The organism is Stenotrophomonas sp. STEN083 (assembly GCF_056759195.1).
The window spans coordinates 15,261-38,172 of record NZ_JBRRCU010000018.1 but is presented as its reverse complement, the minus strand read 5'-3'; the positions used below and the strand labels follow the sequence as shown (position 1 = coordinate 38,172).

Annotated in this window: 20 protein-coding genes; 11 read left to right on the top strand and 9 right to left on the bottom strand. The window is 60.3% G+C overall.

What is annotated here, in order from left to right; all coding sequences use genetic code 11:
- The first annotated feature begins 3 nt into the window (after positions 1-3).
- The 4 genes from ACVOK8_RS07895 (at position 4) to ACVOK8_RS07880 (ending at position 6,729) form a co-directional block, all read left to right on the top strand.
- Positions 4-510 carry a hypothetical protein gene (locus tag ACVOK8_RS07895; RefSeq protein WP_481566353.1) on the top strand — a complete coding sequence of 169 codons (507 nt, stop codon included), beginning with the start codon at positions 4-6 and terminating at the stop codon, positions 508-510.
- 79 nt (positions 511-589) lie between these two features.
- Positions 590-2,629, top strand: coding sequence for an acyltransferase family protein (locus tag ACVOK8_RS07890; RefSeq protein ID WP_481566352.1), 2,040 nt, complete (start codon positions 590-592; stop codon positions 2,627-2,629).
- A gap of 36 nt (positions 2,630-2,665) precedes the next feature.
- Positions 2,666-4,636, top strand: coding sequence for an acyltransferase family protein (locus tag ACVOK8_RS07885; RefSeq protein ID WP_481566351.1), 1,971 nt, complete (start codon positions 2,666-2,668; stop codon positions 4,634-4,636).
- 56 nt (positions 4,637-4,692) lie between these two features.
- Positions 4,693-6,729, top strand: a complete 2,037-nt coding sequence (locus ACVOK8_RS07880; RefSeq protein ID WP_481566350.1) for an acyltransferase family protein — start codon at positions 4,693-4,695, stop codon at positions 6,727-6,729.
- A gap of 57 nt (positions 6,730-6,786) precedes the next feature.
- Here ACVOK8_RS07880 and ACVOK8_RS07875 read toward each other — a convergent pair whose 3' ends face one another.
- The gene (locus tag ACVOK8_RS07875; RefSeq protein ID WP_481566349.1) at positions 6,787-7,107 is read right to left on the bottom strand and encodes a hypothetical protein; all 321 of its coding nucleotides are present in this window, start codon (positions 7,105-7,107) and stop codon (positions 6,787-6,789) included.
- A 77-nt stretch (positions 7,108-7,184) separates the two neighbouring features.
- A complete protein-coding gene (locus ACVOK8_RS07870) occupies positions 7,185-8,081 on the bottom strand; it encodes a hypothetical protein (protein ID WP_481566348.1) in 897 nt (298 codons plus the stop codon).
- 1,003 nt (positions 8,082-9,084) lie between these two features.
- Between ACVOK8_RS07870 and ACVOK8_RS07865 the strand changes: the two genes are divergently transcribed.
- The gene (locus tag ACVOK8_RS07865) at positions 9,085-9,255 is read left to right on the top strand and encodes a hypothetical protein (protein ID WP_481566347.1); all 171 of its coding nucleotides are present in this window, start codon (positions 9,085-9,087) and stop codon (positions 9,253-9,255) included.
- Positions 9,256-9,375: 120 nt separating this feature from the next.
- On the opposite strand, the gene wecB (ACVOK8_RS07860) is transcribed toward ACVOK8_RS07865, so the two are convergent.
- The 4 genes from wecB (ACVOK8_RS07860) to ACVOK8_RS07845 form a co-directional block, all read right to left on the bottom strand.
- Entirely contained in the window at positions 9,376-10,476 is a 1,101-nt protein-coding gene (wecB, locus tag ACVOK8_RS07860) for a non-hydrolyzing UDP-N-acetylglucosamine 2-epimerase (protein ID WP_481566346.1), read from the bottom strand.
- Positions 10,473-11,618, bottom strand: coding sequence for a non-hydrolyzing UDP-N-acetylglucosamine 2-epimerase (gene wecB, locus ACVOK8_RS07855; RefSeq protein WP_481566345.1), 1,146 nt, complete (start codon positions 11,616-11,618; stop codon positions 10,473-10,475). The genes wecB (ACVOK8_RS07860) and wecB (ACVOK8_RS07855) overlap by 4 nt, the downstream gene beginning before the upstream one ends.
- Positions 11,619-11,793: 175 nt before the next feature.
- Positions 11,794-12,729, bottom strand: a complete 936-nt coding sequence (locus ACVOK8_RS07850; protein WP_481566344.1) for an electron transfer flavoprotein subunit alpha/FixB family protein — start codon at positions 12,727-12,729, stop codon at positions 11,794-11,796.
- A complete protein-coding gene (locus ACVOK8_RS07845; protein WP_481513749.1) occupies positions 12,729-13,475 on the bottom strand; it encodes an electron transfer flavoprotein subunit beta/FixA family protein in 747 nt (248 codons plus the stop codon). The genes ACVOK8_RS07850 and ACVOK8_RS07845 overlap by 1 nt, the downstream gene beginning before the upstream one ends.
- Before the next feature lie 246 nt (positions 13,476-13,721).
- On the opposite strand from ACVOK8_RS07845, the gene rfbB reads away from it, so the two are divergent.
- Genes rfbB through rfbD form a run of 4 tightly spaced genes read left to right on the top strand, consistent with a single transcriptional unit; the run spans position 13,722 to position 17,166 of the window.
- Positions 13,722-14,777: a dTDP-glucose 4,6-dehydratase gene (gene rfbB / locus ACVOK8_RS07840; protein WP_481566343.1), complete on the top strand. Its 1,056-nt coding sequence runs from the start codon at positions 13,722-13,724 to the stop codon at positions 14,775-14,777.
- A gap of 51 nt (positions 14,778-14,828) precedes the next feature.
- The gene (rfbA, locus tag ACVOK8_RS07835; RefSeq protein WP_481566342.1) at positions 14,829-15,716 is read left to right on the top strand and encodes a glucose-1-phosphate thymidylyltransferase RfbA; all 888 of its coding nucleotides are present in this window, start codon (positions 14,829-14,831) and stop codon (positions 15,714-15,716) included.
- Positions 15,713-16,270, top strand: a complete 558-nt coding sequence (gene rfbC / locus ACVOK8_RS07830; RefSeq protein WP_481566341.1) for a dTDP-4-dehydrorhamnose 3,5-epimerase — start codon at positions 15,713-15,715, stop codon at positions 16,268-16,270. Before rfbA ends, rfbC begins: the two co-directional genes overlap by 4 nt.
- Positions 16,267-17,166 carry a dTDP-4-dehydrorhamnose reductase gene (gene rfbD / locus ACVOK8_RS07825; RefSeq protein ID WP_481566340.1) on the top strand — a complete coding sequence of 300 codons (900 nt, stop codon included), beginning with the start codon at positions 16,267-16,269 and terminating at the stop codon, positions 17,164-17,166. The genes rfbC and rfbD overlap by 4 nt, the downstream gene beginning before the upstream one ends.
- Before the next feature lie 88 nt (positions 17,167-17,254).
- On the opposite strand, the gene ACVOK8_RS07820 is transcribed toward rfbD, so the two are convergent.
- Both ACVOK8_RS07820 and ACVOK8_RS07815 read right to left on the bottom strand, forming a co-directional pair.
- Entirely contained in the window at positions 17,255-18,658 is a 1,404-nt protein-coding gene (locus ACVOK8_RS07820; RefSeq protein WP_481566339.1) for a mannose-1-phosphate guanylyltransferase/mannose-6-phosphate isomerase, read from the bottom strand.
- An 8-nt stretch (positions 18,659-18,666) separates the two neighbouring features.
- Positions 18,667-20,013, bottom strand: a complete 1,347-nt coding sequence (locus ACVOK8_RS07815; RefSeq protein ID WP_481566338.1) for a phosphohexomutase domain-containing protein — start codon at positions 20,011-20,013, stop codon at positions 18,667-18,669.
- A gap of 175 nt (positions 20,014-20,188) precedes the next feature.
- Between ACVOK8_RS07815 and ACVOK8_RS07810 the strand changes: the two genes are divergently transcribed.
- Together ACVOK8_RS07810 and ACVOK8_RS07805 are read left to right on the top strand one after the other, a co-directional pair.
- Positions 20,189-20,920 (top strand): CoA transferase subunit A, encoded by a 732-nt coding sequence (locus tag ACVOK8_RS07810; protein ID WP_481566337.1) that lies wholly within the window; start codon positions 20,189-20,191, stop codon positions 20,918-20,920.
- Position 20,921: 1 nt separating this feature from the next.
- Positions 20,922-21,551: a CoA transferase subunit B gene (locus ACVOK8_RS07805; protein ID WP_481566336.1), complete on the top strand. Its 630-nt coding sequence runs from the start codon at positions 20,922-20,924 to the stop codon at positions 21,549-21,551.
- 41 nt (positions 21,552-21,592) lie between these two features.
- On the opposite strand, the gene ACVOK8_RS07800 is transcribed toward ACVOK8_RS07805, so the two are convergent.
- A complete protein-coding gene (locus ACVOK8_RS07800; protein ID WP_481566335.1) occupies positions 21,593-22,876 on the bottom strand; it encodes a glycosyltransferase in 1,284 nt (427 codons plus the stop codon).
- Between the last annotated feature and the right edge of the window lie 36 nt (positions 22,877-22,912).

Here is a 22,912-nt window from a genome sequence, read left to right as displayed (position 1 = left end):
ATAATGCGTAAATTGATTCTGGTTGGGTTTGTTGCTTTGTCGCTGGCAGCATGCCGCGATGGCGGAAAGACGGAAGATGCAGCGACCGCAGGCACCGAGGCCACGCCGACCGCCGAAGCCGCCGCCCCGGTCGCACCGACGGTGGTCAGCGAGTTCAAGCAGCCGTTCCCGGTTGCAACCTTGCCTTTCCGTTATCACGTCGCCATCGATCGCGAGGTCCGCAACAAGAAGACCGGCGTGATGTCGCGCGAAGTAGGCATCGAGTTCCTGGAGTCCAGCGCTGCTGACGTCGACAAGTCGTTCGCCGATGCACTGCAGGCCGCTGGCTACACCCGTGCATCCAACGAGGCACAGGGTCGTGCCTTCCGTTCGGTGTTCACCAAGGCTGGTGAAGGCGACATTCTGGTATGGGTCCGCCCGGGCGCGCCGAAGGGTGACCGCTACGTAATCCAGCAGCCCGATGCCAAGGGCACGATCTACCTGGCTTGGCCGATCACCCCGGCAAACTAAAACAAACCCGGTATCTGGTTTTCTCTGCCCCTTCCATTGGAAGGGGTAGATTTTTTTTTGTTTGATGAGGGATACATCAATGAGCTCCGCCTTTCGTCCTGACATCCAGGGGCTGCGTGCGATCGCGGTCCTGGCGGTGCTCATTTACCACATCTGGCCCAAGGCGTTGCCCGGCGGTTATGTAGGTGTAGATGTATTCTTCGTCATCTCTGGTTTTCTGATCACCGGACTGCTTGTTCGCGAATTTGAGCGATCCGGGACGGTGTCTCTGGTCCAGTTCTATGGTCGCCGGATACGGCGCCTGCTGCCTGCCGCTGGTGCAACATTGCTTGCGGTTGCGATTGCCGGCTTTGTGTGGATGTCGCCGTCCGAGTGGCGATCGCTGTCCAGGGAGCTTCTCGCCAGCGCATTCTATTTCGAGAACTGGCTGCTGGTTTCCAGGTCGGTGGACTATCTGGCGCAGGACGCGGCGCCCAGCCCCCTGCAGCACTTCTGGTCATTGTCCGTCGAAGAACAGTTCTACATCATCTGGCCGTTGCTGATGTTGCTGGTAGGCGGGGTCGCGCAGCGTTTGGGTTGGGTGGTAAGAACCACGTTCAAATATACGTTGCTTGCGCTTTGCGCGGCATCGTTCTGCTACGGCGTGTATGCATCGTTCGTTGATCCCGCGCCGGCCTATTTTTCTACCGTAACCCGCGTTTGGGAACTGGGTGTTGGCGGTTTGCTGGCGATCTGGGGCGGTTTGGCAAGGTCGAGCGGTGTCAGTAGGATTTCAGGATTAAGCGGGCTGGCGGCGATAGTTTTCGCCTGTGTGTTCTACAGCAACCGTCTGCCATTCCCTGGCTATGAGGCGCTGGTTCCCGTATTTGGCGCTGCGTTGTTGATATTTGCAGCATTGGGGGATGGCCTGTTGATCGGCCGCTTGCTGCGCAACAGGCCCATGCAGTACATCGGCGATATCTCCTACTCGCTGTATCTGTGGCACTGGCCGATCGTCGTGTTCTACCCGGTTGTGACCGGGCAGAAGCCGGACACTTTGCAGGATGGGATTTTCATATTCGCGCTGTCCGTCGCGATCGCGCATATGTCGAAGTTCGGGATTGAGGAGGTCTTCCGCGTTTCCCGTGCAGGGGAGCATTTCCGTCCATATGTCATGGGTGGGCTGGTCTCGCTTGTCATCGTTGCGTGTGCGCAGTTGTTGGTTGTCCAAGGTGACCGCGAGGCCACATCAGCGCTGTACGCAGCGTCGGCTGCCAACGGTGGTCATCCCGGTGCCATGGCTCTTGAGAACACAAACAATGATCCGGCCGCGGCATCGGATTTCGTGCCGGCAGCAGGAGTCGCACGTCTCGACCGGGGGCCCGCTTACGCACTTGATGGCTCCGAGCGTTGTATCGGTAGTGTGCCCTCGGAAGAGTTGAGCTTCTGCAAGTACGGAAATGAAACGGCCCCATTACACATAGTCATTGTCGGGGACTCGCATGCTGTGCATTGGTTGCCGGCTCTGGAAGAGATGGCGAGCAAGGAGAATGTCCGTATTACTGGTCTGACCAAGTCCAGCTGTGCGTTCACATCGGTGATGACCCGGTTTGCTTCCGGTGGCGTGGACCGGCCCTATGAGGAATGCCAGCGATGGGGGCGCAAGGCCGTTGCCTGGCTGGTCGCTGAGAAACCGGATCTGGTCGTGTTGAGCTTTTCGCCGCGACAGTCGGTACCAGGAAAAAGCTATGCCGAAAGCCAGCCGGAGCTGGCATCCGGTGTAGTCAGTTATGCCCGGGAACTGAGCAATGCCGGATTGAAAGTGGGGGCAATAAAACAGACACCATGGCACGTGGAGGATGTTCCGCTTTGCATGGCTAAGCCGGGTGCCACCGTTGCCGGTTGTACTACTGGTATACGTGAAGCGCTGCCAACTGCCTCTTTGGAGTTGGCGTCAAAGCAGTATCCGGGTCTGAAGCTGCTGAATTTCGATCGCTACTTCTGCCAGGGCGATAGTTGCCCGGTCGTCATTGGAGGGGTTCTGGTCTACCGCGACAAGCACCACCTGACCGCCACCTATTCGCGGAGCATGGCGCCGATTCTTTCGCGTTCCATCCACTCGGTCGTTGACGGGAAATGATTTCCGCTACCGCAACATTCTCAATTCAGGTGACTAATGTCGACGACGGCTGGCTCTAGTAGTTTCAGGCGGGACATACAGGGCCTGCGGGCTTTGGCGGTCGCGGCGGTGGTCATATTCCATGTCTGGCCGGGAGCGCTTCCTGGCGGCTACGTCGGCGTCGACGTCTTCTTCGTGATCTCTGGATACTTGATTACCGGGCTGCTGCTGCGCGAACTAGAGAGCGGCGGCAGTATCAATCTTGCCGGTTTTTATGCGCGAAGAGTCCGGCGCTTGCTGCCGGTTGCTTCGGTGACGCTGCTGTGCACATGCGTGGCAGCTGCCTTTCTGATGTCACCAACTGAGTTCGGTGGGCTTGCCAGAGAGGTCGTTGCCAGCGCGTTCTATGTTGAGAACTGGCTGTTGGTGAGCCGCTCTGTCGATTATCTGGCGCAGGATGTCGCTCCTAGCCCGGTGCAGCACTTCTGGTCGTTGTCAGTCGAAGAGCAGTTCTATATTTTCTGGCCGGCGTTGATGCTGCTTGCTGCGGCTGTGGGTCGCCGTTGTGGGTGGCAAGCCCGCAGATCAGTCGGTGCCGCACTGGTGCTGGTTGTGCTGTGTTCGCTGGCGTACGGAGTCCATGTTTCCTTCAGTGATCCTGCTCCCGGTTACTTCCTTACCACCACCCGGATATGGGAGTTGGGGATGGGTGGAGTGCTGGCGTTGATGCCGCTGGCCGCACCCGGCCGCGTTGGCGGACGGATTGCTGGTTGGCTCGGCTTTGCGCTGATCGTGGTCGCTTGCGTGTTCTACACGACCCGCCTCCCGTTTCCCGGATATGAAGCTTTGTTACCAGTGTTGGGTGCGATGCTGCTGCTCCATGCCAGGCTCCCGTCAGAAGGTGTTCTGGGCCGTATGTTGGGTAGCCCGCCAGCACAGTACCTGGGCGAATTGTCGTATTCGATCTATCTGTGGCATTGGCCGCTTGTTGTTTTCTATCCGTTGCTGACGGGAAGGGCGGTAGCCCATCTGCAGGACGGTGTCCTTGTCGTACTGCTTTCAATCGGCTTGGCACATATCAGCAAGCACCTCATCGAAGACAGGTTCCGACACGGGGTGCCGGGTGAGCGCATCCGGCCGTGGGTCGTCGGTGGAGTGTTCACCTTTGCGGTCGTGGCAGGAGCTTTTTCGCTCCAGCAGTTGGGCGCGCGCGGTGGTGCTGCGAAGCTGACCGGCGATGCCACTACCACCACCGCCGGGCCCGGTGATCCGATGGCGGCACGGAATGATCTGGCGGCTGCGTATGCTGAAAACTGCATCGCACCCTCACGTGGTGAAGACGTGCGTGTGTGTCGTTATGGTGACCCGAAAGGTCGGCCGGTGGTTGCTGTTGGCGATTCGCACATGGTGCATTGGCTGCCCGCGCTCTCGGCCATCGCGCGCGAGCGGGGTATCGATCTGCACGCGATAACCAAGACTGGCTGCGCGTTGATGACGCTGCAGGAGTCGGAGGTCGACACGCCGGAGCGCCGTTCCTGTGCTGTCTGGAATGCCGCAGCAATGCGATATATCGCCGATCTCAAGCCCAAGGCGATGATCGTGGCCAACTCATCCGGTGCCACGCACATGCTGGGCCCGTCGCCCGACAAAGAGGCCCGGGTTGCGGAAAGAATGGCGCGGTCATGGAAACAGGCGCGCGAGCAGGCGGGCGTGGTTGATATTCTTGCCTTCCGTGAGACCCCGCGTATGAGGGAAGACCCGCCCGAATGCATTCGCTTCAACAAAGGCGATGGTGCTGCCTGCAGTTATCCCCAAAGCGGTGCCGTTGGTGGTTCTTTGGTCGAGCTTGCCGCTGGCCAGGTTGCAGGGGTGACGGTTGTGAACATGAATGACGTGATCTGCCCGGATGGTGTCTGTGTTCCGGTCATCAATGGTGTCTACGTGTGGCGCGACAAACACCATTTGACGGCGAGCTACGTGGAGTCCATTGAGGCCGATGTCTCAAAGAAATTGGGCAATAAGCTTTGAGGCTTGCGACGATGTATCTGGAGAACAACGATGATGAATGAAAGGCAGTGGTTGGCATGAAGGCTGGTAGCGTATTCAGAGCTGACATTCAGGGCCTGCGGGCCATTGCGGTCCTGCTTGTCGTCATTTACCACGTCTGGCCCGCTGCGTTGCCTGGCGGTTACATCGGCGTTGACGTTTTCTTTGTCATTTCCGGTTACCTGATCACCGGCTTGTTGGTAAAGGAGATAAGGCAGAGTGGCACAGTAAGCCTTCGCGCATTCTACGGCAGGCGCATTAGACGCCTGTTGCCAGCAGCATCGGCGGTGCTGCTTGTCGTCGTGGCCAGTACGCTGCTCTGGGTGGCGGCCTCAGACTGGCAAGCGTTGTCACGTGAGTTCATCGCCAGTGCGTTGTACGTCGAGAACTGGCTGTTGGTGGGGCGCTCTGTTGATTATTTGGCGCAGGATGCGACGGCCAGCCCGGTGCAGCATTTCTGGTCGCTTTCGGTGGAAGAGCAGTTCTACATATTCTGGCCGGTCCTGCTGCTTGCCACTGCCGCAATCGCACGTAGATTGAACATTGGTGTGCTCAGTGGCCTGACCTTCTGCGTGGTGGTGGTCACGGCAGTGTCGCTGGCCTACGGGGTGTACGTATCTTTTGCCGATCCTGCGGCAGGCTATTTTTTGACCACCACCCGCGTGTGGGAGTTGGGGTTAGGGGCGCTATTGGCTCTGCTTGTCGCTTCGCGCCCCTCTGACGTTGCACCGCGCTATTCAGCGGGTTTGGCTTGGATTGGCGTTGCTGCAATGGTTTTGGCTGCGCTGTTCTACACGAGCAGACTGCCATTTCCGGGCTATGAGGCGTTGTTGCCAACGTTGGGCGCGGCGGCGCTTCTGTATGCGCGTACCGAAGCCAGCTCCATACTCGGCCGCGTGTTGTCCACCCGGTTCTTCCAGTACATGGGGGACGTTTCGTACTCACTTTACTTGTGGCATTGGCCGGTAGTGGTGTTTTACCCGCTGATTACCGGCAATCAGGCCTCGTCCTTGCAGGGCGGCGTAGTTGTTGTTTTGTGCTCGCTGCTACTGGCGCATCTGTCGAAAGTTTTTATAGAGGAGCGGTTCAGGCATTCGAGGCAAGGAGAGGTGGTGAGGCCGTATCTGATCGGCCTAGGGCTGACCGCGCTGGTGGTTGGCTCAGCCATGCTGCTGGCGGGAGAAGGTTCGCGCAGAATCGCCAAAGGTATCGGCGCGGCAGGATCTGAAGCTGGGGCGGTTGAGTACCCTGGCGCATTGGCATTGGATGGGGTGGCGGTCCCAACTGGGGTCCCGATTCTTCCTGATCCGGACGTGGCCCGGACGGATCGACCATTGATCGAGGGGGGCAAACGTTGTGTGAGCCCCATCGAAGGAAGCGCGGTGGAGCATTGCGAGCTGGGGAACCGGGCGGGGAGCAAAGTCATCGCCCTGATTGGCGATTCTCACGCCGAACACTGGATTCCTGCGTTCGATGCCGCCGCGCAGCGTTCGGGATGGAAGTTGGTGGTGTACTCCAAGCTTGGCTGTGCGTTCACAGATACGCTGGTAAGAACCGGAAACGCGAAAACCGGTCTCTCTGACTACCCGCAGTGCAGAGAATGGGCGGGGAAGCTCGTGAAGGAGCTGGGGCAAATGCAGCCAGCGCTTGTGGTCGTGAGCCAGTCGCCAAATCATCGGGTCAAGGATCTGGCTCCGCGTGCAAGCCAAGCGGAGATTGCCGACGGTGTGGTGAGGCTGACTCATGCATTGGAATCACAGCACATCAAAGTTGCTGTTCTCAAACACACGCCTTGGCTTCCCGTGTCTGCGCCGGAGTGCGTGAAGACGGGACAAGGCGGTTGTGATTTCCCACCAGAAAGGGTATTGCCGCAAGCTGCGCTGAACTTGGCCGCGGCAAAGGATTCTGCTATCAATCTGCTGGACCTGACTGATGCCATTTGTGCGCCAGACTTGTGCTCTTCGGTAGTCGGCAACGTCTTGGTATACCGTGATCAACATCACCTGACGGCAACGTATGCAAGGACCACCGCCGACAAGGTTGGAAGGAAGCTTGCTGCGATCCTGGCCAAATAAGGATTCTGTCGGCCCCACTAAATTCCTCCCCGCCATGGCAGGGAGGAATTGGCTCATTCAGATCGTGATGACCAGCATGAAGCGAGTTGAACTGGAGCCGGTGCCATTGCTGTTGATCGTCTGCGAGAACGCCATTGGCATAAGAGACGAGATTTTCCACCCGCGTGCAACAAGTTGCCCCAGCGTGAGTTGAACGCCGGACTTGCAGGTGAATTTGGTGTCATTGGTTAGCTGCGGGAAAACCGTAGTACCAAAGCCAGCAGCGGTTTGGGTCGTGAGAAAGGTGCTGTAGCAGATCTGACCGTCCGCTGCCTGACTGCTCGGTGCAGCGAGAAACAACAGCGGGGTCAGGCAAAGCAGGCTGAAGCGCTTTAGCATCTCAAAGTTCCTTCTTTATGTGCATGAAGATGATGTAAGTGGAAAGGGCGCTCGGGTGCACCCTGCCCCAGTATCCCTTACTTGCTGCCCGTTTGCGTGAGCACCGCGTTTGCAAGCGGTACCTCGATCACTTCAGGAGAAGGCGGAGGGCCGCCGAGGTTGTCCGGGGTGCTCTGGATGGAGATTGTGCTGGCTTCCGGGTCGATATCGAGAATGTGGCGAGGTGGGGCCAGCCCAACGGTTAGTGCGGTTTCGAGTATCGTGTCCCATCTGCCGGTTGGATCCTGGCGGAACAGCACCAGCACGCGCACGTCCTGGCCAACCTTGCATTGCGTCAGAGAGTAAAAACTGATTCCTTCGCGAGTGCCATCGCCATCAAGATCGATCAGGTAGGAGTCCGCGGGGTTTGCGATGTAAGTACATTCCTCCAACTTCGAACTCGTCGTTGCCGCCGTCGCTACCACGGGGCTGAGAATCTGCGCGGCAGGTGTACCGTATTGCTTTATCGCATCGAGGGCCGATCCGACGAAGTTGCTTTCACCCGAGTAAGGGGCAGCCTTTCTGCTGGGTGTTGTGCCGCCATCAACGTGCCCTGTAGCTGAGGCGGAAGTAGTCGCTTCAGACTCTGCGTTCTGCTCTGGCGCCACCTCCGGAGGGGAACTTTGTTTGCACCCCATGATCGTTGTCATGACCAGCAGTGATGCTGCGAATAGACCGGCGTGCTTTTTTGGCATAACTACTTCCTTGCAGAGAAATTGGATGACTATGGGGCAGAGCGCGATAAGCTTGATTGCGTCCAGAGGTGGGTTGTCAGGGGCTGGTGACTTGAATAGTGCGGCTGGGTCCAATGAGGTCAGTTCATTCTGACGGCCCAATATTGCTTTCCGCTCAATCCTATCGCGAAGCTTGGGCAGATGCTCTTTGATATGGAGTTCTCTTTCTGGATCAACCTGCCGACTGTGAATGCGCTGCAATCACAGCTGACCGCATAGATACGAATTCCTTGTATTACGGAGCAAACAATACAGGGCAGTCTATGCGCTTGAACTGCTTGTGCATCGCGGATGTTGAGGTTCTGGGGGCTTTGCAGTGCAGTTGCGACCTTCTTGATTGTCTGAGCTCTGTCAGCGATCGGTGTTGGTGGGGATCGTTTGGATTCGCAACGAATTTCGCGTGCGCTCCTGCTTGGCCTTGTGATCGCGGCAACGCAGGCTGACGGAATGACTTCACTTGGTTGTACTTCTGCGGGAGCAGGTGGACTCATGAGGTCTGACGCGGCTGCCTATGTGATCACTCAGCCAGTGGTGAGGAAGGGGTGCGCAAAGTTTCATTGCCCCTGTTGTGGATTGCTGCTGGATAACCCCGGCATCGTAGCGGCGCTTGCAGTGAAGCAGCCACGAACTACTTGGATGGGGGGCTCACGCGCTCAACGCTCATCCTGAAGTACCAATACCACAACAGAACATTTCATGGGAACGGTGATGGCGCAGCCCCCCCCCCCCGTTTAAAATTCTCTTCATCGAAACTGGTCGGTGCGGTACTGGCTATCTGGCGCAATGCCTTGAAAATTTCGGTTTCGGTCGCGAGGCTATTTTCAATCACAAGGATGAAGATGCAGTCCGCAGCAAACTTCTGTGGTCTTCGTTTGATGCAGGGTCATCCTCGGTGGCCGCCGCGTTTCTTGGCGCCGATTGGCTGGGGCCGGATGCAAGGGTCATGCACCTCACCAGAATCCCCAAAGCAGTCATCAGATCTTTTCTGATATCAATTTGTTCTCTGGCGAAAGGGTGTAGAAGCCGTTGAATCAGGTGGTATGCCGCAACACATCTATCCGGTCCGAGTCGCAGGCGCGGTTGGCATCATCCGCGACCCACTACTATGAAAGGAACGGGTTGATCGTTGAGAAATTGGCGAGGGGCGGGCGGCGATCACTAGAGCTTCGTCTGGAGGATCTGGTGGGCGATCAGTCAGGCTTGGATGCACTTTCCCGGTTCTTTCGACGCGTCGATTGCTTGGCCTGCGGAGGCGGCAGATCGCAAGGTCAAGGAAGCGTTGGCTATGCAGGGTGAACGCTATGACGAGCAAGCGGCATCGGTGCTGATGAAAGCTGCTTCCGAAAGATTTGGAGATTTTGGTTTTACGCTTTAACCGCGGGGGAGGAGTCTCGGCGTCACAGTGATTCCAGCTGTCGCGTTATCTTGGGCCGGACCGTCGTCCTTATTGAATGAGTTGAGTCAGTCTGGCATCTGTTGAGCAGGCGCCGCGCGGTCACAGATTCCGCATGACGCGTACCAGGCGGTTCGCGGTGTCACCGTCCCACAGCTCGATCGGGCTGTGTTGTGCCGAAGGGCTGGCGAGGTGAGCGTCCAGTCGATGTATCGCGGATTCGGTGGTTACCAGTTCGTTTCCATTGCCAAGCGTGTCGGGCCGCTCCGTGGTGTCACGCACAGTCAGGCAGGGTATGTTCAATATCGCGCATTCTTCCTGCATGCCGCCGCTATCGCTGACTACCAGTTTGGCGCAGCTCTGCAGTGAGACGAACTCCCGGTAACGCAGGGGCGGGATAAGCAGCAGTCCAGGGATGTCCAGCTGCGGCAGCATGTTTTCGCGGAGCATGACGGCGTGGGTCCTGGGATGCAGTGGCCACACGACGGGCAAGCGCTGCGCCATGCGCGTGATCATCTGCAGCAATCCCTGCAGTTCCTCGCGGCTGTCAACGTTCGAGGGGCGGTGAAACGTTGCCAGGATGAACCCTTGGGGCTGCACCCCCAGTTTCCTGCAAAGCTCCTGTGCCAGCGCGGGATCGACCGTAGCCAACAAGGAATCAATCATGAGATTGCCGACGAAATGCACTGCGCTTTCCGGATGGCCCTCGCGAAGCAGCGTATCGCGTGCTTCAGCAGTGGTGGTCAGGTGCAGGTCGGCGATCGAATCCACCATCAGGCGATTCAATTCTTCCGGCATCTGCCGGTCGTGGCTGCGCAGGCCCGCCTCGACATGTGCCAGCTGGCAGTGCTCGCGTTTGGCCGCAATGGCTGCGGCCAGTGTGGTGTCGACATCGCCAAAAACGGTGACCAGATCGGGTTTTCCGGCGCCGAGCAGGTCGGCGTAGCGTGACACCATGCAGCCTAGCCGGTCACCGTAGTGCTCCCCCAACAGGGGGATTGTGGTCACCTCGGACTGGCATATGCCGACGTCTTCCATGGTCTGCGTGGACAGCGCAGGGTCGGTGTGTTGTTGCAGGAACACCAAGCGTGGAAGCGCCCAGTCGCTGGCTGCCAATGCCTTGTAAAGCGGTGCGGCCTTGATGATGTTCGGGCGTGTGCCCATTACAAGGTCGATGTGCTTTTTCGTGCTCATTTCAATCATTCGCTGGGTGACTCCCCGGGATCGGCCAGCAGGGCAGCAATCCGGGTCGCGGCGCTGCCGTCTCCATAGGGGTTGTTGGCAAAGGCCATCTGGGCATACGCGAAGGGGTCATCAAGCAACAGGTTGGCCTGCTCGACGATGTTGCTGGTACGGGTGCCCACCAGCTTCACGGTTCCGGCAATGATCGCCTCCGGCCGTTCGGTGGTATCGCGCATCACCAGCACCGGCTTGCCCAACGAAGGTGCTTCTTCCTGGACGCCACCAGAGTCGGTGATGATCAGGTCACAGCGGCTCATCAAGTAGACGAAGGGCAGGTATTCCAGCGGGTCGATCAGGTGCACCGCAGGCTGGTCGGCAAGGATGCGCCTGACCGGCTCCTGCACGTTCGGGTTGAGGTGGACGGGGTAAACGACCTGGGTATCACCACGGTCGGCAATGGCTTTGAGCGCGTAGCAGATCTGTTCGAAGCCATCGCCGAAGTTCTCGCGGCGGTGGCCGGTGACCAGGATCAGGCGCTTGGAGGCATCCAGGAATGGAAAGCGTGCAGCCAGCTCGCTCTGCAGGCTGGGGGTGTCCTTTATCTTGGCGACCACCGCCAGCAATGCGTCGATCACCGTATTGCCGGTGATATGGATACAGGCCGCTGGTATATTTTCGTCGCGCAGGTTTTGTGCAGCCTGTGCGGTAGGCGCAAAGTGCAGGCTGGCCAGTACGCCGGTGAGCTTGCGGTTGGCTTCTTCAGGCCATGGCGAATAGAGGTTGCCGGTGCGCAGGCCTGCTTCGACGTGGCCGATGGCGGTGCGCTGGTAGAACGCGGCCAAGGAAGTGGCAAAGGTGGTGGTGGTGTCGCCATGCACCAGCACGATGTCCGGCGCGTGCTTGGCGATTACCTGCTCCATGCCCTGCACGATGCGCGAGGTCAGTTCCGAGAGGGTTTGCCCTGGTTGCATTACGTTGAGGTCTTCATCTGGAGTGATCTCGAACAGATCCAGCACTTGGTCGAGCATCTGCCGATGCTGCGCGGTCACCGCGACGATGGTCTCCAGAATGGGGTGTTGCTTCAACGCTGAAACCAACGGTGCCATCTTGATGGCTTCCGGGCGAGTGCCAAACACCACCATTACCTTCTTGCGACGCGTCATGTTGCGAGTAACTCCTTGAAAAACCGTGAATCAGCTGCAGCCGGAATCGGGATTACAGACGAATCCCAATTCTACGCTGTCGGTTGTAATGCGGTTGTTGCATAGGTTGTGTATCGGGCAAAAAGAAAGCGGCCTCGTAAGAGGCCGCCTCGGTGCAAAGTCATCTAATTTCGGGTTACAGCGCTGCTTCCAATTCAGGCAGTAAAGTGAATAGGTCGCCCACCAGGCCAATATCGGCAATCTCGAAGATCGGCGCATCGCCGTCCTTGTTGATGGCGACGATGGTGCCGGCGTCCTTGATGCCCGTCAGGTGCTGGATCGCGCCTGAGATGCCCACGGCGATATACAGCTCCGGGGCGATGATCTTGCCGGTCTGACCAACCTGCATGTCGCTGGGCACGTAGCCTGCGTCCACCGCGGCGCGCGAGGCACCGACGCCGGCGCCGAGCTTGTCGGCCAACGCGTAGATCACCTTGAAGTTCTCTTCCGAGCCAACACCGCGGCCCCCGGAGACCACGCGCTTGGCGCTCTGCAGGTCCGGGCGATCGCTCTTGCCGGCCGCCAGGCCAATGAAGCGGGTGTGGCCCGGCAGGGCAGCATCGACGCTGATCGCTTCGATCGGCGCGGTGTTGCCCTTGGCAGCTTCCTGCCAGGAGGCGGCGCGTACGGTGGCGACGACGACCTGGTCAGCTGGCACCTCGACGGTGATGATGGCGTTGCCGGCGTAGATAGGACGCTTGAAGGTATGGGCGCCTTCGACCGACATCAGGTCCGAGACCTGGTTGACGCCGAGCAGGGCGGCCACGGCCGGCATCACATCCTTGCCGGTGGTGGTTGAGGGGCCGAATACATGGCTGTAGCCGGCAGCGGCCTTGGCGATCTGCGGTGCCTGTACCTGTGCCAGCGCGTGTTCATTGGCCGGGTTGGCGATGGTCAGCACCTTGCTGACGCCGGCAATCTGCGCGGCTTCAGCGGCGACGGCGGCCGGGTCGGCGGCCAGTACCAGCACGTGGATGTCGCCGCCCACTACGGTTGCTGCCGACACGGTCTTGGCGACGGCGCTGTTGAGCTTGCCGTCCAGGTGTTCGGCGATGACGAGAATCTTGGCCATTACAGCAACCCCTTCTGCTTGAGTGCGGCTACCAGTTCGGCAGCGTCCTTCACCATCACGCCCTTGCTGCGCTTGGACGGCGCGGCGTACTGCGTGGTCTTGAACGTGTCAGCGGCTTCAACGCCGAGGTCGGCCAGTTGCAGGGTTTCCAGCGGCTTGGCTTTGGCCTTCATGATGTCCGGCAGCTTGATGAAGCGCGGCTCGTTCAGGCGCAGGTCGGTGGTGATCACGGCTGGCAGATCGACTTCCAGCGTTTCCAGGCCGGCGTCGACTTCACGGGTGACCGTGGCCTTGCCATCAGCGATCTCGACCTTGGAGGCGAAGGTGGCCTGTGGGCGCGCCCACAGCGTTGCCAGCATCTGCCCGGTCTGGTTGGCGTCGTCGTCGATGGCCTGCTTGCCAAGGATGACCAGGTCCGGCTGTTCCTTCTCCACCAGCTTGAGCAGGGTGCGGGCGGCGGTCAGCGGCTGGATGGCCTGGTCGGTGACCACGTGGATGGCACGGTTGGCGCCCATCGCCAGGCCGTTGCGCAGATGTGCCTGGGCGTCGGCCGGGGCGATGGTGGCCACGATCACTTCCGTGGCGATGCCCTTGTCGCGCAGGCGCAGGGCTTCTTCCAGGGCGATCTCATCGAACGGGTTGGGCGAAAGCTTGACGCCATCGGTGACCACGCCGGAACCATCCGGCTTGACTTGAATGCGGACGTTGTAGTCCACCACGCGCTTGTACGCGACGAGGATTTTCATGTGCTGCGGGGTCCTTCGGTTGCTGATGGGGGCCGGCGAGGGCCGGGGACAAATTTTCTCGATTCTAGCCGGGTTGGTAGGTCCGTGCGAACGCGTATGGTGGGCGGTCCGTGCAATTTAAATGTCCGGACAAAGTGCAACCCATTGGCGTCCGTTGTCAACGGTGCAGGTCTGGCAACAGGGTGCGTTATATCCTTGTTCGGATTGTTTGCCCCCAGCAGACGTACACAATGGGAGACTCATCGCGTGACCACATGGCTTGTGACCGGCGGCGCCGGCTTTATCGGCGGCAATTTTGTCTTGGAAGCAGTAGCAAAGGGTATCCGCATCATCAATCTGGATGCGTTGACCTATGCCGGCAATCTGAAGACGCTGGATAGCCTTGAGGGCAACCTGAATCACCTGTTCGTGCATGGCGATATCGGCGACCGTGGGCTGGTGGCAAGCCTGTTGGCCGAGCACCGCCCGGATGCGGTCCTGAACTTCGCTGCGGAGAGCCATGTGGATCGTTCGATCGACGGCCCGGGTGCGTTCATCCAAACCAATGTGGTTGGAACGCTTGGCTTGCTCGAGGCGGTCCGTGACTACTGGAAGACACTGCCGGCCGACAAGGCCGATGCGTTCCGCTTGCTGCACGTCTCCACCGACGAGGTTTACGGCACGCTGGGCGAGACCGGCAAATTCACCGAAACCACGCCGTATGCGCCGAACTCCCCGTACTCGGCCTCCAAGGCGGCCTCCGACCATCTGGTGCGCGCTTTCCACCACACCTATGGTCTGCCGGTACTGACCACCAATTGCTCGAACAACTACGGCCCCTATCACTTCCCGGAGAAGCTCATTCCGCTGGTCATCGCCAAGGCGCTGGCCGGGGAGTCGTTGCCGGTTTATGGCGATGGCAAGCAGGTGCGTGATTGGTTGTTTGTTGCTGATCATTGCGAAGCGATACGCACCGTATTGGCCAAGGGCAGGGTTGGCCAGACCTATAACGTCGGCGGCAATTCGGAGAAGCAGAACATTGAAGTGGTGCAGGCGATCTGCGCGTTGCTGGACGTGCGCCGCCCGCGTGCGGATGGCAGGTCGCGTACCGAGCAGATCACCTATGTCGCCGATCGCCCCGGCCATGATCGGCGTTATGCAATCGATGCGTCCAAGCTGAAGGACGAACTGGGCTGGGAGCCCAAGCACAGTTTCGAGCAGGGCATCGGCTTCACCGTGGACTGGTACCTGGATAACCAGCAATGGGTGAATGGCGTGCTGGACGGCAGCTACCGCCTGCAGCGCATCGGCACCGACGCCTGATACCGACGAGCTAGCGTCCGCACGCATGTACGGGCCAACAAGGGAACAATCATGACGCAACGTAAAGGCATCATTCTGGCTGGCGGCTCTGGTACGCGGCTTTACCCGATCACCCAGGGTGTCAGCAAACAGTTGCTGCCGGTCTACGACAAGCCAATGATCTATTACTCGCTCAGTGTGTTGATGCTGGCCGGTATCCGTGAGGTATTGATCATCAACACGCCGCACGAACAAATACTGTTCCAGCAACTGTTGGGTGATGGTTCCCAGTGGGGAATGGACATCCAGTATGCGGTGCAGCCCAGCCCGGATGGCTTGGCGCAGGCGTACCTGATCGGCCGTGATTTCGTCGGCGGCAAGCCCAGTTGTCTGGTGCTTGGTGACAATATTTTCCACGGCACAGGTCTGAGCGAGGTGCTTAGGCGCGCGGATGCACGCGATACCGGGGCGACGGTGTTCGGCTATTGGGTGAACGATCCGGAACGTTACGGTGTGGCCGAGTTCAACAAGGACGGCAAAGTCATTGGTCTGGTAGAAAAACCAACCGAGCCGCGTTCCAACTATGCGGTGACCGGGCTGTATTTCTACGATGGCAACGCCAGTGACTATGCTGCCGAATTGAAGCCATCGCCGCGCGGCGAGCTGGAAATCACTGATCTCAACAAACGCTACCTGGATGAGGGGGCGTTGCAGTTGGAGCCGCTTGGTCGAGGTTACGCGTGGTTGGATACCGGTACACACAAGTCACTGCTGGAGGCCTCGAACTTCATCGAGACCATCCAGACCCGACAGGGGCTGCAGGTCTGTTGCCCAGAGGAAATTGCGTTTGGCCAGGGGTGGATAACCACTGAGCAGCTTCTGGCATTGGCCGCGCCCCTGTCCAAGAATGGTTACGGCCAGTATCTGCAGAAGCTGGTCCAACGAGGAATTGTTCCGTGAAAGTAATTGAGACCGCCATGCCCGGCTGTGTAGTGATCGAGCCGGCGGTGTTTGGCGATGAACGCGGCTTTTTCTTTGAAACCTGGAATGCCGAACGTTTCAGGGCGCTTGGTTTGCCTGACAGGTTCGTGCAGAGCAATGTGTCCGCTTCCAGCAGGGGGGTGCTGCGCGGCCTGCACTATCAGTGGCCGCGTGCGCAGGGCAAGCTGGTCAGTGTGCTGGAGGGCGAGGTGTATGACGTGGCGGTGGATATCCGCCGTGGCTCGCCAACCTTCGGCAAGTGGGAGGCTGTCATTCTCAGTGCTGAGAACAAGCGGCAATTGTGGATTCCAGAAGGCTTCGCGCATGGCTTTGCGGTGCTGTCCGAGCGTGCGGTGTTCAGCTATCTATGTACCGAGGTCTATCTGAAAGAGTTCGACGCCGGGGTTCGTTGGAACGATGCTGACATAGGCGTGGATTGGCCGATAAGCAGTCCGATCTTGTCCGCCAAGGATGAACGCGCGCCGTTCCTGAAGGACATTGCGGAAGACCGCCTGCCGGTTTACCAGCCGTGAGCTTGCTGGTTTTTGGCGGGACCGGGCAGTTGGGGCAGGAGTTGTTACGCGCGTTGGCTCCTCTCGGTCCGATTGTGGCCGCCACGCGCAGCGGCAAACTGGCCGATGGCAGTTCTTGTGAGCTTGCGGATTTCGATGCGCCCGATAGTCTGCCTGCATTGCTGGATCGGTTGCAGCCTTCGGTGGTGATCAACGCGGCGGCCTACACCGCGGTGGACAAGGCAGAGCAGGAGCCGGAGGCCGCGTTTCGGGTCAATGCGCAAGCACCTGGAATCATCGCTCGATGGTGTGCGGCGAATGGTGTGCCGATGGTGCATTACTCCACCGATTACGTGTTCAATGGTCAGGGCAAAGCACCTTGCACCGAAGAGGATGCGACCGCGCCGTTGGGCGTCTATGGCGCCAGCAAGCGCGATGGCGAAGATGCGGTGCGTGCCGCAGGTGGTCGCCATCTGATCTTCCGCACCGCCTGGGTGTATGCATCGCACGGCAGCAATTTCCTGCGCACCATGCTGCGCGTAGGTGCCGTTCGTGACCAACTGCAAGTGGTGGCAGACCAGATTGGTACTCCAACCTCGGCAGCCTTGATCGCTGATGTCACTGCACTGGCGCTGCAGCATCCAGGTCAGTTGTCCGGGACCTGGCATCTGACCGCCTCCGGGCAGACCAGCTGGCATGGTTTCGCCGCAGCGATCTTCGCCGAGGCCGTGGCCGCGGGGGTGTTGGCCAAGGCGCCGACCGTGCAGGCGATTTCCAGTGCGGAGTATCCGACACCGGCGAAGCGGCCTGCATGGTCGGTGCTGGACAACCGCAGGCTGCAGCAGGACTTCGGTATCAACCTGCCGGCGTGGCAGGAGGGTTTGCGGCAGGTGATTGGCGAGATCGCGAACGCCTGATGCGCGGGCTGGTGCATCGGGGCATCGACGCCGATAAAACAAAAACCCCGGGTTTCCCGGGGTTTTTGCTTGCCGCTTGTTGACAGCCTCAGGTGCGCCCGTAGGTATCCTCGAAGCGCACGATATCGTCCTCACCCAGATAGCTGCCCGATTGCACCTCGATCAACTCCAACGGTAGCTTGCCGGGGTTGCGCAGGCGGTGGGTGACGCCCAGAGGGATGTAGGTGCTCTGGTTTTCGGCCAGTAACAGCACTTCATCGCCGCGAGTGACTTCAGCCGTGCCACTGACCACGATCCAGTGTTCGGCGCGGTGGTGGTGCATCTGAAGGCTCAAGGTTCCGCCGGGTTTGACGGTGATGCGTTTGACCTGGAAACGTTCGCCATGATCGATGGAGTCGTAGGCACCCCACGGGCGATAGACCTTGCGGTGCCAGGTGGCCTCGCTGCGGCCATCCGCCTTCAGGCGCGCCACCACGTCCTTCACTTCTTGCATGCGGTCGGACTTGCCGACCAATACCGCGTCGTCGGTTTCGACCACGATGACATCGTCCAGGCCGACCATCGCGATCAAGCGTTCGCCGTAAGCGAAGGTGTCATGGCAGTCGATGGCGATGACATCGCCGCGATGCGCATTGCCGTTGGCATCCTGTTCGGAGACATCGCGCAGCGCGGTCCACGAGCCGACATCGCTCCAGCCGGCGTCCAGTGGAACCACGGCCGCATCAGCCGTCTTTTCCATCACTGCATAGTCGATGGAGTCGGACGGGCTGGTCTTGAATGCGTCTGCATCCAGGCGGATGAAGTCGGCATCACGTCGTGCCTTTTCCCACGAGGTGCGGCAGGCAGCGAGAATCTGCGGCTGCAGGCGTTCCAGCTCCTGCAGGTAGCGTGAGGCGCGGAACAGGAACATGCCGCTGTTCCAGTAGTATTCGCCGGAGGCGACATAGTCCTGTGCGGTTGCCAGGTCGGGCTTCTCGACGAAGCGCTCGATGGCGCGCGCGCCTTCACCGGCGATGGCCTTGATATAACCGTAGCCGGTTTCCGGTGCGGTCGGCTGGATGCCGAAGGTGACCAGCTTGCCCTGCCCGGCGAAATCGGCGGCTTCCAGAATCGCGCGGTGGAAATGCGCCACATCACGGATCAAATGATCCGAGGGCAGGACCAGTAGCAGTGGATCTGCGCCGTCGCGGCAGGCCTCCAGCGCGGCAGCGGCAATGGCCGGGGCGGTATTGCGGCCAACCGGCTCCAGCAGAATCGCCGACGGCGTGGTCCCTACCTGCTGCAGCTGCTCGGCGGCGACGAAGCGGTGGGCTTCGTTGGCGACCACCAGCGGTGCCTGCGTGGCGACATCGGCCACCCGCAACCAAGTGGACTGCAGCATGCTGTGCTCGCCGGCCAGCTGCAGGAACTGCTTGGGATAGGCTTCGCGCGACAGCGGCCACAGGCGCGTGCCGGAACCACCGGAAAGAATGACGGGCAGGATCTGGCTCATGAAGGTTCTCAGGCAGTGATCAAGGTGGAAATTTCGGCGGTGCGCTCAGCCAACAAAGCGGCATCACCTCGGGTTTCAACGTTCAATCGCAGCAGCGGCTCGGTGTTGGAGCTGCGCAGATTGAAGCGCCAGCTGCCGAAGTCGGCGCTGATGCCATCGGTGTGATCAAGTGCGGGCGCTTGCGCAGCGTAATGCGTCATCACCCGCGCAACGGCAGCCTTGGCGTCGGCGACCTTGAAGTTGATCTCGCCGCTGCAGGGGAAGCGCGCCATACGGTCTTCGACCAGCTCGGCCAGCGACAAGCCGCTGCTGGAGACCTGTGCGGCAATCAACAGCCACGGGATCATTCCCGAATCGGCATAAGCGAACTCACGGAAGTAGTGGTGTGCGCTCATCTCGCCACCATAGACAGCGTTCTCGGCGCGCATCTTTTCCTTGATGAAGGCGTGGCCGCTCTTGCACAGCACCGGCACACCGCCGGCAGCTTCCACCATTTCGACCGTGTTCCAGGTCAGGCGCGGATCATGAATGATCTTGCCGCCGGGATTGCGGGCAAGGATGGCCTGGGCCAATAGCCCAACCAGGTAATAGCCCTCGATGAAGCGGCCATTGTGGTCGAAGAAGAAGCAACGGTCGAAGTCACCATCCCAGGCGATACCGAAGTCAGCAGCGTGTTCGCGTACCGCCTTGGCGGTGATGTCGCGGTTCTCCGGCAACAACGGGTTTGGGATGCCGTTCGGGAAGCTGCCATCGGGTTCGTGGCAGATACGTACGAACTCCAGCGGCAAATGCGGTGCGAGCAGGTCAACAATGGCACCGGCGCCGCCGTTGCCGGCGTTGACCACCAGCTTCAGGGGCTTGAGCTGGCTGGCGTCGATATAGCTGAGCAGGTGCTGGATGTAAGCCGTCTTGTCGTGTTGGGCGGTCTGGCCCGCACGTGCCGGCTGCGGCTGTGATGCATCGGCCGCCACCGCGTCGGAAATGGTGAACAAGCCGGTGTCCGAGCTGATCGGGCGCGCTTGTTCGCGCACCAGCTTCATGCCGTTGTAGTCCATCGGATTGTGGCTGGCGGTGACCATTACCCCGCCGGCCGCATGCAGGTGGCCGGTCTGGAAATAGACCTCCTCGGTGCCGCACAAGCCAATGTCGATGACCTCCCTGCCTTCGCCACGCAAGCCGGCAGCCAGCGCGTCCTGCAGCGCAGGGCTGGTCAGGCGCACGTCGTGGCCCAGTACCACCGGGCCGGCGCCTAGTTCGGCAGCCAGGGCCTTGCCGATCTTGCGCGCCATGTCTTCGTTGAGCTCTTCAGGCACGCGGCCGCGGATGTCGTAAGCCTTGAACGCGGGGAGGGGCATGCATGCATCCTGCTGGTTAAAGATCACCTAGTTTAGTCGGCAACGCGTGCGCAGGCTGTCTGCACGCTGGACGGAAGTCCCAACGTGCGCAAAACAGGCTGGCCGAAGGTCCAAGGGGGTTGCCCCTGCGGTATGGCTAGAATATGGGCATCTTCAGCACTGTGAGTGTGATGCGATGAGCGATCTCTCCCCGACCCGGCAACGGGGCAAGGTTTTTGCCAGCGCCGCCGAGGCCCTGGCCGGCATCGTGGCCGATGGTCAAACCCTTGCCGTAGGCGGTTTTGGCCTGTGTGGCATCCCCGAGGCACTGATTGCCGCGCTGCGCGACAGCGGGGTCAAGGGCCTGACCGCGATTTCCAACAATGCCGGTGTCGATGGCTTCGGCCTCGGCCAACTGTTGGAAACCCGCCAGATCAAGAAGATGATTTCGTCCTACGTGGGCGAGAACAAGGAATTCGAGCGCCAGTACCTGGCCGGCGAGCTGGAGCTGGAGTTCAACCCCCAAGGCACCCTGGCCGAGCGCCTGCGTGCGGGCGGCGCTGGCATCCCGGCGTTCTTCACCGCCACCGGCTACGGCACCATCGTCGCCGAAGGCAAGGAAACCCGCGAGATCGACGGTAAGCACTACGTTCTGGAAACCGCGCTCAAGGCCGACGTAGCATTGGTCAAGGCGTGGAAGGCCGACGAGGCCGGCAACCTGCTGTTCCGCAAGACCGCGCGCAACTTCAATCCGGCTTGCGCAATGGCCGGCAAGGTCTGCGTGGTGGAAGTGGAGGAGATCGTCGCGGTGGGCGCCATCGATCCGGATCATGTCCATCTGCCCGGCATCTACGTCGACCGCATCGTATTGAACGCAACGCCGGAAAAGCGCATCGAACAGCGCACCGTGCGTCAGGAGGGGAACTGAAATGGCCTGGACCCGTGACGAAATGGCACAGCGCGCCGCGCGCGAGCTGACCGATGGTGCCTATGTGAACCTGGGTATCGGCCTGCCAACGCTGGTGGCCAATCACATTCCCGATGGTGTGGATGTATGGCTGCAGTCCGAGAACGGCCTGCTCGGCATCGGCCCGTTCCCGACCGAGGCCGAAGTGGACGCGGACCTGATCAATGCCGGCAAACAGACCGTCACCGCGCGTGCCGGCGCCAGTTACTTCGGCAGCCATGACTCGTTCGCGATGATCCGTGGCGGCCACATCAACCTGGCCATCCTTGGCGCCATGCAGGTCACCGACAAGGGCGACCTGGCCAACTGGATGGTGCCGGGCAAGATGGTCAAGGGCATGGGCGGCGCGATGGATCTGGTCGCTGGCGTGCAGCGCGTGGTGGTGCTGATGGAGCACACCGCCAAGAATGGCGAGCACAAGATCCTGCCCGACTGCACCCTGCCACTGACTGGTGTGGCCGTGGTCGATCGCATCATCACCGACCTGGCGATCTTCGATGTGAGCGCTGATGGGCTGGTATTGGTGGAGGCCGCGCCGGGTGTCAGCGATGAAGAACTGAAAGAAAAGACCGGCGTGCCGTTCCAGCGCTGAGTCGTGTGGACGAGACGATTGGCGGTGCAGCCCGCCAATCGTCAGTGTGCGGGTAATAGCGCCTGCAGCGTGTCGCGCGCCAGTGCAGATGAGAAGTGATCTTCGATGTTGCGGTAGCCGTTGGCCGACAGACGTTGCCACAGCGCTGCGTCCTGATAGAGCCGTACCACCTGGGCTGCATAGTCTTCGGCGTTGTCGGCTATCAAGGCATTGTCATCGTGGCGCAGGAACATGCCTTCGGCGGCGATGCCGGTAGCCACTACTGGCAGGCCGTGGCTCATGGCCTGATTGATCTTGCCCTTGACCCCGGCGCCACTGCGTAACGGCGCGAGGTTGATGCGGCTGTGTTGCAGGAAGGGCTCGACGGCGGGGACATGGCCGTGCACGACCACATCGTCGGCGCGCAGGCGTTGCGCTTCCAGTGCCGGGATTTCACCAACCAGATGCAATACCACGCCCGGCAGCTGCTGCCGTAGCAGCGGCATGATGTCGGTCAGCAACCAGGCAATGGCTTCCTGGTTTGGGTGATGCTGGTAGCCGCCGACAAACAACAGTCCGGAGGTGTCGGCGAAGTTGCGTTCGGCAACGGCTACGTCATGCACGTTGGACAGCACGGACACGGGGGTGTCCACGCCACTGGCGCGCAGATAGTCCAGCTCAGCGTGACTGACCACGGTGGTGGCATCGCTGGCCGCGATCAAGGCGAACTCTTCGCTCCGCACGTGCTGGGCGACGCGAAGCAATGCCTGATCGTTCTGAAGCTCAGCGGCGCGTTGCAGGCGCACGTGGTGCAGGTCGACCGTATCGAAGATGATCGGAGCCGCAGTGAATGCACGCAGCAGTGGCAGATGGCGACGAGCCACGTGATGTCGGCAAAGGAAAACAGCGTTCACCTGATTGCCGTTGTGCTGCAGCCAGCGATCCAGGCGCGGTTGGCCGGGTGTGCCGATCAATTCGACGCCGAGTGTTCCCAGCAGCGCCGCCGACTCGCTTGTCAGCTGGTTGTTGTCTGGCATGAACGCCACCGACCAGCCGAGTTCGCGGCAGAGCCGCAGTAGTGCCAGGGCGCGTACCGAGCCCGAGTCGCGGCTCGGGGTTGGAGTGGCGGCATCGATGAACAGCAGCAGCTTCCCGGTGCGGGCGTGGGCCGTCGTCGGTCTGGCTAGCTCGGCATCCGCCACGGGCTGCACACGGCGGCGGATGGACTGGAGGGTGCCGCCTACGCCACGGGTGAAAATGCTGCGCAGAAGGCCTGTGGCCAGTGCGATGTTGCGCGACAGGCGCCAGCGTTGCAGGACAATGTGGCGATGCAGAGGGGAGGTCATGGCACTATCGTTGATGAGCGCACGGCAGCAGGAACC